Raw genomic sequence first — 12264 nt, 5'->3', positions numbered from 1 at the left:
TGCTATGACATCCCATAACTCAGTCATGCTGGCGTCCCAACGCCACCTCTTTGCCATAGGCGAAGAAATCTGCTATTTAGATTCTGCAGCAATTACGCCGACGCCTGAACGGTCGACACAAGCAGCCGTACGGGCAGCCTCTAGTAAGGCGGCTCCTTGGGCAAGGGACCCCGCAGCGTCTCAAGTCGTGGCGGAAGAGGTACGTCGATATGCGGCTGCTTTAATAGGGGCCGAGATGGATGATCTGGCCATTGTCAATTCCATCAGCTACGGTTTGGCTACGGCTGCAAGCAATCTGGCGTTGCCGCGTGGCGCCAGAGTCCTCCTGCTTGAGGGCGAACATAGTTCCCAGTGCCTGACCTGGAAGTTTCACGCAGACCGCTCCGGTGCAATGCTTGAATTTGTACCGGTCCCGGCCGACGGCGACTGGACGGCTGCAATCCTTGAGTGTATTTCCCGACCCTGCGCGGCCCCTCTCGCCGTGGCATCCATTCCGCCGAACATGTGGAGCGACGGAGCGAAAATTGATTTGGTCCTGGTGAGCGAGGCCGTCAGGAAGAATGGCGCCGCGTTTGTGATCGACGCGACCCAAGCAGTTGGGGTTATGGAAGTCAACGTTAGAAAACTTCGCCCCGACTTCCTGATGTTCCCGGCCTATAAGTGGTTGCTGGGTCCCTACAGTCTGGCGTTCCTGTATGTGGCGCCTCACATGCAGGCAGGCGTGTCGCTAGAACAAAATGGACAAAACCGAAAAATCGACAGGCGGATATCTCCGTCTTCGGGTAACCCGGAATATCTGGCCGGTGCGCGTCGATTCGATATGGGTGAACGCGACTCTTTCATAGCGCTCCCGACAACCCTGGAAAGCCTAAAACTCGTCTCAAGCTGGTCGCGCCAGGACATTGAGGCACGGGTGGAGATGCTCACCGACAGACTGGCCTCAGCGCTATCTTCCCTGCCGCTGCAGGTACTGCCGAAGCGGCTTCGATCGCCGCACATACTCGGTATAAAGGGATGTCCGCCAGGCACTCAGGAGCATTGCAAAGCGAGCAACGTCTTCGTCAGCGAGCGCAGCGGCTCGCTTCGAATCGGCGCACACGTCTTTAACACCGAAGCAGACGTCGACCGGTGCTCAGAGGTGATCGCCGAGCTCCTAAATGATTGAAGTGAATTGCCAGGAAACATGATGCGTCAAGATACAAGATCCGTCCGGATGAGATCCGTGAACAAGTGGTACGGGCAGTTTCACGTACTGAGAGACATCAACCTGGACGTAAGTCGAGGCGAGCGCATCGTCATATGCGGGCCGTCTGGCTCCGGAAAGTCTACGCTCATCCGATGTATCAACAGGCTCGAGGAGCATCAGAGCGGGACAATATCGGTGGAGGGTCGTCCGCTGGAAGCGAATATGAAAAGCGTCAGCGCAATTCGTGCTGAAGTGGGTATGGTTTTTCAGCACTTCAACCTGTTTCCTCATCTTTCCGTGCTCGACAACTGCACGCTTGGACCGATGTGGGTCAACAAGGTCTCGCGGCAAGAGGCTGAGGAAGACGCAATCCGGTTCCTTCAGAAAGTGAAAATCGCCGAGCAGGCGCCGAAGTTTCCGTCGCAGCTCTCCGGTGGTCAGCAGCAGCGGGTCGCAATTGCCCGCGCTCTTTGCATGCGTCCGAAGCTGATGCTGTTCGATGAACCCACGTCAGCCCTCGACCCCGAAATGGTGAAGGAGGTGCTGGATACCATGATCGAACTGGCCGGAGACGGCATGACCATGTTGTGCGTGACGCACGAAATGGGCTTCGCACGCCAGGTTGCCGACCGGATTGTATTTATGGACAAGGGCGAAATCCTGGAGGACTCAGCGCCAGTCGAGTTTTTTGATTCAACGAAGAGTGAAAGAGCGCGTGCATTCCTCAGTCAAATTTTGTGAGTTTCGATGATGGACCTTTATCGTGCTTGAGCGCGCACCACATAAGCCCCGGTCACTGGTTTGAAGATAGAAACATTCTTCGCTTAGGGCGCATTGAAATTGGGCGTTCTACGTCCAACTCAACCTTGTGTTGTGCTATATGCACGGGTTCTGGCCGATCGCCAGAACCCTTTCAGCCGAGCACGTACAGCGAGAAGTTCAAAAGGTCAGTTGTCGAAGACTATCTGTCTGCACGAGGCCGCAGTCGGGCAATGGCTGGCCTACGTCCGGTATCACTGCGGCTTCGCTCGGCCACGTCGGTCCGGTGAAGCGTCATTGTTTTCGTAGTCAATCGAAGAACCGCACGCCAGTTAACTGCTCGCTGATTTCCCATAAGCGCGCGGCTGCTTTGCGATCGACGGCATAGGGCGCCACACCGTTGCTGCGCTTGCCGGACTGGCTCTCGGCGACTGAGAAGTTCTCTGGATTCACATCCAGCAGCGGCGCGATATCGGAGTCGACGCAGAAGACGCCGCCCATCCCGGCGAGCTGGAGGCTGGTGGCACACCATACTTGAGTGGCCGCCCCCATCGGGACCGACTTGATGTCCTTTGCGGGATCGATCTGCGGTATGCCATGCTCGTCGATGACGCCGGCGGCAACGAGTTCCGCGACTGGCACGTTCTTCTCCAGGCCTGTGCCGGGGATGCCGCCTGGATGCATTGAGAAGGCGCGGACTCCATCGGCCTTGCCGCGCGCGTCCAATTCGACCGCGAACAGGATGTTAGCGGTTTTGGACTGGCCATATCCCGCCCACGGGCTGTAGGGCCGGTTCTCGAAGTTGATGTCGTCGAACACCACAGGCGAGAAGCGGTGACCCATGGATGACACTGACACCACCCGTGCGCCTTCGGTTCGCTTCAGTGCCGGCCACAGTCTCGCGGTCAAACGGAAATGGCCTAGGTGATTGGTTGCGAAATGCAGCTCATGACCCCATGCGTCCTGGGTCCGCTCAGGAACGGCCATGATGCCGGCACTGTTGACCATGATGTCGAGCGGTAGGCCCGATATGAGGAAGCGCTTGCCGAAGGCGTCGATCGAAGCCGGATCGAGCAGATCCATTTCCTCGACCTCAGCGGCGGACAGTCCCTTGAGCGCCTTCTTCGCGCGTGCCACGTCGCGGGCCGGGACGATGACACGGGCACCTGCGGAAAGAAAGGTGCGCACGGTTTCGAGGCCCAGTCCGGAGTAGCCGCCGGTGACGATCGCTACTTTGCCGACAAGGTCGACGCCCCTGATGACGTGCGAGGTTGTGGATGCAGCGGTGAAGCCCGAGTTGATGGGGTTTTGAGGTGTGGTGGTCACGAAAGACTTCCTTTGTCGGGTGGTCGGGGGGAGTGTGGATTCAACTTCGAGGCGTCGCATTCAGAGCAGCAGCCAGCCACCTTGATCGGGACTTCGATGCCGGTCACGAGCAGTCGGAAACCAGCCCGCGCGCCATGTACCAATTCTTCGGGCCGGCCAATCTGGCGCTTGGTGGATTGGGCGTCCCGATTGCTCCGGGCGGGATGCTGTTGAGGCGAATGCCGAAGCGGGCGTTTTAAAACGCGGGTGGGAACGGGCGTCTGCGATCGAAGTGATCGCGAGGTTCGTGCCATCGCCCGTCGCACGCATCGTCGCGATCGGCTGTTTGAAGCAGAAAAACATGCCGCGTAGGTTGACGCCCGAGGCCGGTCCCAATCTTCGGCGCTCAACTCGTGCACGGCTATACCAAGTTGGTGGAACGCCGGCGCAATTTATCGCTCCATCCAGCCGCCCAAGGCGGTCCACAGTGCTGTCAACCATGGCCCCACGGCAGCCTCATCGGAAACATCAATGGTTGCGAACTGCAACCTGTCCCGGTGTTCCGGGGCCTCATTTTCCGGCAACGCCTGCCCGGCAGCCGCGTCGAGGCTCGCAGCGGTTGCGAGGGCACACCGGCATCAAGCAACAGTTCCACACAGGCGAGGCCGATGCCGCTGCTGCCGCCCGTTACGATGACGGATTGCAAATGCGGATTCACACCAGGCCGCCGCTGGCGTGGATGGTCTGACCGTGGACCCAGCGCAACGGTCCGACGAGCGCCAGCACGACTTCGGCGGCATCGTCGGGGCGGCCGATGCGCCCCAGTGGCGTGGCGTCGACGATCGCCTGACGCATCTGCTCGCCATGGCCGCTGTTGGTGAGGTCGGTGCTGAACATCTCCGTGTCGGTCGGGCCGGGAGCGACAGCGTTGACGGTGATATCGCGGCCGCGTAGCTCGCGCGCCAGCGTCAAAGTCAGGGCTTCCAAGGCCGCCTTGGTCGCGGCATACACGCTGTAGCCGGGCGCGGTTCCCTTGGTGATCGCACTCGACACGTTGATGATCGACCCGCCGGCGCGAACCTTCCGCGCGGCCTGTTGGTTCACGAGCACGGCGCCGCGCAGGTTCGTGTGCAACATGCGGTCCACCTCGTCAAGGTCCAGGTCCACCAACGGCTTGGTGACTAGGACTGCGGCCGCATGCACGACAACATCGACGCCGCCGAATTCGCGTTCCGCCGTGTCGAAGAGTTGGGTAACTGCGGCAGCGTCAGACACGTCCGCGCGCAAGGCGCGGGCCGTTCCACCAGCAGCGGCGATGGCGGCCACGGTGTCCTCTGCGTTGGTCTGGTCGCTGCGGTAGCTGACCAGCACCACATAGCCGGCCTGTGCCAGCCTCTCGGCGATACGGCGGCCGATGCCGCGCGATCCGCCAGTGACGATGGCCACCGGAGGTTGGCTGGCAGGGCGACGGGAAGCTTGCGACGGAGACTGATCCGTGGACGATGTATACATGGCGAGGAACCTTGGTTAGTTGCAGTGACGACACCTTAAGCGTCCAGGGCGGGACTTGGAATGCTTGAGAATCCTTTATTTCTTTGCGATAGTACGGGAATGAAATCCGATCCCTTCTCCGATGTGCTTACGCTGGTCAATGCGCGGTCCGTGGTTTCGGGCGGTTTCCGTGCGGGCGGCGACTGGGCCATCCGGTTTCCTCCACCTGATCGCGTCAAGTTCTTTATCGCCGCACGCGGCACCTGCTGGCTCTCTATTGATGGCGAGTCACCCATCCGCTTCAGTGAAGGCGATACGTTTTTGCTGACCGCCTCGCGTGGGTTTTCGCTCGCCAGCGACCCTGCCGTGCCGGCACTCGATGCCGTTGCCCTGTATGGCGACGACGGCAATCGAATCCTCAACCTGGGCAAAGGGGACAACTTCTTCTTCCTCGGTGGGCATGTCCGGTTGGACTCGGCCGGCGGAGCGTTGCTGATCGATAACCTGCCCCCTGTAATTCACTTGCGCGGAGGCGGTGCCGAAGGAGATGCGATCCGATGGCTGGTTGATCAGCTCGTGGGAGAGCACGGCATGAATCGACCCGGCTCACAATTTGCGGCCACGCAATTGGCGCAGCTCGTTTTCCTGCATGTCCTACGCGCGTACCTCGCAAGTGTGGATAGGATGACATCTGGGAGGCTTCGCGCCATCAGCGATCCCCGGATCGAACCAGCGATTCGGCTGATGCATGCCGACCCTGCACGCGCATGGCATCTCACAGAATTGGCCAAGGCCTGTGCGATGTCGCGAACCGTCTTCGCAAGCTACTTTAAGACAGTAGCCGGTGTGGCGCCGCTGACTTACCTGACGCAGTGGCGGATGAACCTGGCCGAGCGTGCACTGCGTGAAAGCAATGCGCCCTTGTCTGAGGTGTCGGACATGCTGGGGTATTCATCCGAAAGCGCGTTCAGCGTGGCATTCAAGCGCGTCACGGGCAAAGCACCGAAGCGTTACAGATCGGCCGTGCGTCGGCCTCCCGGGCAGGACTTTCTTCTATCTGAGGCGCAATGAACGAATGATCTGCGCGCGGCACGATCAGGACTTTCGCAAAGAAAATTCGGACCGGTCGATACGACCTCAGCGCATACGTCCCCAAGCCACTCACCTCGGCATTAAGAAAGATCCTCTTCAGGAAAGCTGACTTTGTCTAGAGCGGCACGTGGGTTGAAGTGTCCGATGATAAAAGGTCTGGACGAAGCACTGCAGGGCTTCGTCGAAAGCGATGGCTCAGCATGGTTCTTGTTGGCACAAAGACGCCCGGATGCGTTTGGGTTCTTGCCTACGTCAGTTGATAACGGCGAACTGGGGCGACCGGGTCCGGAATAGGGTGCCCGCACAATTCGAGAATGGATCGTTCGATATTTCGCGATATGGCGTCGAGCGCGAGCGCATTGGGTGCAAGGCTGAACGGTTCTGCCACTTCGCTGGCGATCGCTTCGAGCGCGATCAGTGTGTAAGAGATGAAAACGCAGAGCAGGGGCGTGAAGAATTCCGTCGAATCGACGAGTCCGAACGGCAACATGACACAGTAAGTGTAGACCGTGCGGTGGAGCAGGACGTTATAGGAAAACGGTATCGGCGTGGAGGCAATGCGCTCGCATCCGCCAACGGCATTGCCAAGTTTGTTGATCTGCGCATCTAGCATCCAGAGCGCTGTCTGGCCGATTTCCGCGCGCTGTCCGGTTTTCGCCAGCTCGCGGCGAATGTCATTGAGAATGGCAATAGGCTTGTAGGATTTGTTGAGCAACAGCTCGACCTGATCGCGACTGAGCAGGCGCACCAAGTCCTGCGCGGGGTCCGTTCCCCGCAACTCGTGCTTGAGCGCATAGACGAGCGCAATCAGCGTCTGGGCGATATGAAGCTTGTCGGCGCGCTCCGGCACGTAACAGAGCATCTGCGACGTCAAGGCGCGTGCGGAAATCAGCAGGTCGCCCCACAAATGGCGTGCCTCGTTGAATCGCTGATAGCTCGCGTTGTTGCGAAACGCGAGGAAGATCGCGAGCGCGAGACCGAATAGCGTGAAAGGCGCCGTGTTGAGCGGAATCTTCTGCCCAAAGATTCGCCCCTGTGTCAGTACGGCGAGACTGCTGACGATCGCCATGAAAATCAGCTGTGGGATGATCGATTGCAGAACGGATCCGTGCCACACAAACAGCAGCCGGAACCAGTTTTCGCTTGGTCTTACAATCATGATGTGCTCGTGTCGTGTATTGAATGGCGGCAGGGGCGCCAAGACAATTCGGTTTGTGCCCGGGATGAAAATAAATCGACATACGGGGTTCGTCTGCTATGTGAAAGCCCGCGTCACGAGCGGGAGCCCCGTATCCGCAAGGAAAGTGATTGTGCTGGTTCACACGATGGCGGGCGCCAGGATGCGAATGCCGTACTGGACGCCACCTGGTTCTCTTCGTGCATCACCCGGCGCATCGACGGCCCACGCCTGCTGGCGCCATACGGTTCAGTGATAGCCTGCGTCTCCTTCACGCACCTTGCCTCGGAACACGCGGTATTGCATAGCGTTGTAGACGAGGATGATCGGCAATACGATGACAGTGCCGACTAGGGCGAAGAGCTGGCTCGAATGACTCGACGAGGCATCCCAGATCGTCAGCGATGGCGGCACGATGTACGGCCAGATACTGATGACCAGTCCCGTGTAGCCGAGAAAACATATCCCGAGCGTCAGGAGGAACGGCAACGCTTCGTGTTGCAGCCGAACAGAGCGGAAGATGCCCCAGACGCAGAGGATCACAAGTATGGGCACGGGCAGAAACCATCCGAGATGTCCGCTTCCAAACCAGCGCTGGGCTACGGCCGGCAATCCGACTACTGTCCACACGCTGACGACAGCAATCGTTGCCAGAAGGACGCTCACCAGCGGCCGCATGAGCTCGCGCATCTTGCGCTGCAATTCCCCGTCCGTCTTTAAAATGAGCCAACCGCAGCCGAGCGCCGCATAAGTCATGAGTACGCCGATCCCGCAGAACAGGCTGAACGGTGAGAGCCAATCGAACGGGTCACCGACGAAGCGCGCGTCCGCAATCTTGATGCCCTGCAACAGGGACCCAAGTACGATGCCCTGGCAGAGGGCTGCCAGCGCTGACCCGCCGATAAACGCGAGGTCCCATGCGTGCTGCGTGCGGGTGGCCTTCGCGCGCAGCTCGAACGCCGCTCCGCGAAAGATCAGGCCCACCAGCATCAGGATCAACGGCATGTAGTTTGCCGGCAACAGCGTCGAATACACGATCGGAAACGCACCGTAAAGTCCGGCGCCCCCAAGGACAAGAAACGTCTCGTTGCCGTCCCAGACCGGGGCGACGGTGTTGAGCATCACATCACGCTCGCCTTTCGCTTCAAAGAAAGGAAATAGAAGGCCGATGCCGAGGTCGAAACCGTCGAGCATCACATAGATGAAGACTCCGAGTCCGATAATGAACGCCCAGACAACAGGAAGATCAATTTGCATGATGTTGTTCTCCTTCCAACGCGTCCAGTGCCCGATTGTGCAATCCCGGGTACTTCATCGATTCGCGGGTTTCGAGGCCCTCTGCCGGCCCCTTCTTCATCATCTTCAGCATGTAGTAGACGCCCGTGCCGAATACGAGGAAATACACAAGAACGAGTATCAGCAACGAAACGCCTGCTTGCTGGGAACCGATCGGCGAGACGGAGTCTATCGTCCGCACGACGCCATAGACTGTCCAAGGCTGGCGGCCCACCTCCGTCGTGATCCACCCGGCTAGCAGCGCCAGGATGCCAGACGGTCCCATGCAAAACACGAACCATTGATACCATCGAGTCTCATAGAGTTGGCCGCGCAGTCTAAGCAGTAGGCCAACGAGTGCAGTCAATAGCATTAGCATGCCGAGACCGGCCATGATCCGAAAGGTCCAGAACACGATGGGCGAATACGGTCGATCCTCAGGTGGAAACTCTTTCAGGCCGCGAATCTCGCCATCCCAGCTATGGGTCAGGATCACGCTTCCCAGATGCGGTATCTTGATCGCGTAGCGTGTCACTTCTGCGTCCATGTCGGGCAGACCGACCAGGTTGAGTGAGGTGCCACCGTGCTCGGTTTCCCACAGGCCTTCGATTGCCGCGATCTTTGCAGGCTGATATTTACGTGTGTTCAACCCATGTGCGTCGCCGACGAAAATCTGTATCGGTGTCAGTACCAGCAGGATCCACAGCGCCATCGAAAAGCTACGCCCGACTGGCACGTCGCGCCGTCCATGGAGCAGGTGCCAGGCACCGCATGCGGCGACGATGAAGCCCGCCACGATGAACGCGGCAATCGTCATGTGCGCGAGCCGGAAGGGGAACGATGGGTTGAAAATCACTTTCAGCCAATCGACAGGGACAATGCGGCCATTTTCGATGGCATATCCTTGCGGCGTTTGCATGAAGCTATTCGACGCGAGAATCCAGAACGTGGAAATCAGTGTGCCCACCGCGACCATCAGCGTCGCGAAGAAGTGCGCGCGAGGACTCACGCGATGCCAGCCGAACAGCATGACGCCGAGAAATCCAGCCTCGAGAAAGAACGCAGTTAGCACTTCATATGTCAGGAGCGGCCCGGTGATGTTTCCGGCTATCGCGGAGAAGCCGCTCCAGTTGGTGCCGAACTCATAGGCCATGACCACGCCGGAGACGACGCCCATGCCGAAGCCGACCGCGAAAATCTTCGACCAGAACAGGTACATGTCCTTGTAAGCCTTGTCCCCCGTTAGCAGAAAGCGCCATTCCAGTACGGCGAGGAAGCTGGCCATGCCGATGCTGATCGCCGGAAAGACGATATGAAACGAAACCGTGAACGCAAACTGCAGTCTGGCGAGATGAAATGCGTCGAAGATTTCCATGATCGGTCAGTAGCTCCAGGTGATGACGGCATGCGTGTGAAGACGGACGCCATGCAGCGGCGCTACGACTACGCGGCTGAATTGACGCTCTGCTACAACGTGTTTCTGTTGACACTCAATGCCAGAACGGCGACGTGACGAGGCGCCGGCTTGCGGTGCGGAGGCTGCCTGTGCGCGCGAAATCCGTACCCGTCCCCAACGGTCCGTCTGCCGATATGCCGGACGCCAACTCTCACCCCAATCCGGCGGGCAGGCTAACGTAAAGTTAGTTCGTTGCTGCGCGAACGACGTGAACTGGAATCGACTTGTAAGAGGGCGTCCCGCTCTCCTTGTCAAGGTAGTCGAGCGGAACCAGAACGTTCGCTTCCGGGTAATACGCCCCCACTGAACCCTTCGCGATGTTATAGATGATCGCGGTAAGGTTCTTCAGCCGCAGCTGCCTGCCAGGGGTCACCGTTTCGATGTCTACCGCGTCGCCGTGTTCGATTCCGTATGCGGCCATGTCTCCTTCGTTCATGAACAGAACGTCACGCCGTCCGAATACGCCTCGATAACGATCGTCCATGGCATAAATGGTCGTGTTGTATTGGTCGTGACTACGCAGCGTGATGAGACGCAGCACATTTTCTGCGCCGAAAACGTCGGCGTCCTCCTTCACTCCGCCATACACCGAGAAGACGGCTTTGCCCGATGGGGTATGCCATTTGCGCTCAGTCGGTGGAAGCGGTAGCCGGAATCCACCAGGTTTTCTGATGCGCGCGTTGAAGTCCTCGAATCCCGGAACGGTCTGCTCAATCAGATCCCGGATCTTGTCGTAGTCGGCGATGAGGTCCATCCACGGCAGCTTGCTGTTCGGCAAGGTGGCACGCGCCATACCTGCGACGATTGCAGGTTCCGAGCGCAAGTGCTCGGAAGCCGGCGTCAGCTTCCCGGCCGACGCATGGACCATTGACATCGAGTCTTCCACCGTGATCGATTGCCGCCCTCCAGCCTGCACATCGAGCTCGGTTCGGCCGAGGCAAGGGAATAGATACGTTTCCTTCGAGACAAGCAGGTGCGTACGGTTGAGCTTGGTGCCTAGATGCACGCCCAGATCGAGTTTGGCCATCGCGGGGAAGGACTGTTCGGAGTCGGGCAATGCAACTGCAAAGTTTCCGCCCAGGCAAATGAGCGCCTTGGCCGTGCCGTCGATCATCGCCTGCATCGCCCGGACCGCATCGTGCCCATGATCGGACGGTGGCGTGAAGCCACACGCACTCTCGATCAGCTTGAGGAATTCCTTGGACGGCTTCTCGGTAATGCCGACGGTACGGTTGCCCTGAACGTTGGAGTGCCCGCGCAGCGGGCAGATGCCGGCCCCGGGCTTGCCGAAGTTGCCGCGCAGCAGTAACAGATCGGCAATGAGGCGGACGTTGGCGGTGCCTTTGTTGTGCTGCGTCACGCCCATGCCGTAGGTGACGATCGTCGCGTTCGACTTTGCGTAGGCGATGGCGACGTGATCGAGATCCTCGCGCGTGAGGCCGCTTGCCTTTTCGATGTCGTCCCATGAGGTCACTTCCAGGTCTGCGGCGAAGGCATCGAATCCTTCGGTGTGCGTCGAGATGAATTCTCGGTCGAGAACATTCCCCTGCTCGGCCTCCATCTGGAGCAATGCCTTCATGATCCCCTTGAGTGCGGCAGCGTCGCCACCCGCGTCGACCTGGAAATAAGTCGACGCGATCCGGGTCGACCCAAAGGTTGCCATCTCCATCATGCTCTGCGGGTCGGCGAAACGCTCTAGCGCGCGCTCGCGCAGCGGATTGAACACAATGATCGGGACGTCGCGCCGCGATGCTTCATGGAGCGTACCCATCATGCGCGGGTGATTCGTGCCGGGATTGTGACCGATTGCAATGATGAGTTCTGTCGAGTCGAAATCTTCTAACGAAACCGTGCCTTTGCCGATGCCGATCGACTGCGGAAGACCCACGCTGGTGGGCTCGTGGCACATGTTCGAGCAATCCGGGAAGTTGTTCGTACCATATTCGCGGGCGAAAAGCTGGTACAGATACGCGGCTTCGTTCGAGGCGCGGCCCGACGTATAAAACTCGACTTGGTCCGGTGATAGCCCACGGAGAATCTCACCGATGCGTGCAAACGCATCCGCCCATTCGACGGCGCGAAATGTATCGCTTGCACTGTCGTAGACGAGTGGATGCGTGAGCCGGCCCATGTCCTCCAGTTCATAGTCGGTCTTTTGCAGAAGCGACGTTACGGTGTTGCTAGCGAAAAACTCCGGCGGAACGCGCTTGGTGGTAGCTTCCCACGTGACGGCTTTCGCGCCGTTCTCGCAAAACTGGAATGTGGAGCGATGCTCCTTGTCGGGCCATGCACAGCCAGGGCAGTCGAAGCCGTCGGGCTGATTCGTGCGTATCAACGTAATCGGCGCCTTGATGCTTTCCATTTGTGTCCGGATGGCTTGAGCTGTCGCCCGGAGCGCTCCCCAACCACCTGCAGGTCCTTCATACGGCCTGATGCCTGGCACTTCGCGTCGCTTGGTCATATAAACCTCCATGAACGTCCCCAGATGTGCTGGGGGCTGTCGAGACTGTGGTGCTTCAGGAT

9 protein-coding genes are annotated in these 12264 nt (G+C 59.1%); 3 read left to right on the top strand and 6 right to left on the bottom strand.

Going from position 1 to position 12264, the window contains the following annotated elements:
* The first annotated feature begins 4 nt into the window (after nucleotides 1–4).
* Nucleotides 5–1165 (top strand): aminotransferase class V-fold PLP-dependent enzyme, encoded by a 1161-nt coding sequence (locus tag ACSQ36_RS25525; protein ID WP_436184093.1) that lies wholly within the window; start codon nucleotides 5–7, stop codon nucleotides 1163–1165.
* A gap of 21 nt (nucleotides 1166–1186) precedes the next feature.
* Nucleotides 1187–1927 (top strand): amino acid ABC transporter ATP-binding protein, encoded by a 741-nt coding sequence (locus ACSQ36_RS25520; protein WP_436184944.1) that lies wholly within the window; start codon nucleotides 1187–1189, stop codon nucleotides 1925–1927.
* 327 nt (nucleotides 1928–2254) lie between these two features.
* Here ACSQ36_RS25520 and ACSQ36_RS25515 read toward each other — a convergent pair whose 3' ends face one another.
* A complete protein-coding gene (locus tag ACSQ36_RS25515) occupies nucleotides 2255–3271 on the bottom strand; it encodes an SDR family NAD(P)-dependent oxidoreductase (RefSeq protein ID WP_436184092.1) in 1017 nt (338 codons plus the stop codon).
* A gap of 693 nt (nucleotides 3272–3964) precedes the next feature.
* The gene (locus tag ACSQ36_RS25510; RefSeq protein ID WP_436184091.1) at nucleotides 3965–4696 is read right to left on the bottom strand and encodes an SDR family oxidoreductase; all 732 of its coding nucleotides are present in this window, start codon (nucleotides 4694–4696) and stop codon (nucleotides 3965–3967) included.
* Nucleotides 4697–4861: 165 nt separating this feature from the next.
* Here ACSQ36_RS25510 and ACSQ36_RS25505 point away from each other — a divergent pair, with 165 nt between their 5' ends.
* The gene (locus tag ACSQ36_RS25505) at nucleotides 4862–5812 is read left to right on the top strand and encodes an AraC family transcriptional regulator (RefSeq protein ID WP_436184090.1); all 951 of its coding nucleotides are present in this window, start codon (nucleotides 4862–4864) and stop codon (nucleotides 5810–5812) included.
* Between the two features lie 268 nt (nucleotides 5813–6080).
* Here the strand turns inward: ACSQ36_RS25505 and ACSQ36_RS25500 are convergent, their stop codons facing one another.
* From ACSQ36_RS25500 to ACSQ36_RS25485, 4 genes are all read right to left on the bottom strand, one after another.
* Entirely contained in the window at nucleotides 6081–6992 is a 912-nt protein-coding gene (locus ACSQ36_RS25500) for a bestrophin family protein (protein WP_436184089.1), read from the bottom strand.
* Nucleotides 6993–7259: 267 nt separating this feature from the next.
* On the bottom strand, nucleotides 7260–8267 hold the full coding sequence (gene cydB, locus ACSQ36_RS25495) for a cytochrome d ubiquinol oxidase subunit II (RefSeq protein WP_436184088.1): 1008 nt from the start codon (nucleotides 8265–8267) through the stop codon (nucleotides 7260–7262).
* Nucleotides 8257–9660 carry a cytochrome ubiquinol oxidase subunit I gene (locus ACSQ36_RS25490; RefSeq protein ID WP_436184087.1) on the bottom strand — a complete coding sequence of 468 codons (1404 nt, stop codon included), beginning with the start codon at nucleotides 9658–9660 and terminating at the stop codon, nucleotides 8257–8259. The genes cydB and ACSQ36_RS25490 overlap by 11 nt, the downstream gene beginning before the upstream one ends.
* A gap of 265 nt (nucleotides 9661–9925) precedes the next feature.
* Nucleotides 9926–12202: an FdhF/YdeP family oxidoreductase gene (locus ACSQ36_RS25485; protein ID WP_436184086.1), complete on the bottom strand. Its 2277-nt coding sequence runs from the start codon at nucleotides 12200–12202 to the stop codon at nucleotides 9926–9928.
* Nucleotides 12203–12264 lie beyond the last annotated feature (62 nt).

It is taken from the genome of Caballeronia sp. LjRoot34 (genome assembly GCF_964253815.1).
Taxonomy (GTDB): domain Bacteria; phylum Pseudomonadota; class Gammaproteobacteria; order Burkholderiales; family Burkholderiaceae; genus Caballeronia.
The sequence above is the reverse complement of the archived record's forward strand: the minus strand, read 5'-3'. Positions and strand labels throughout refer to the sequence as shown.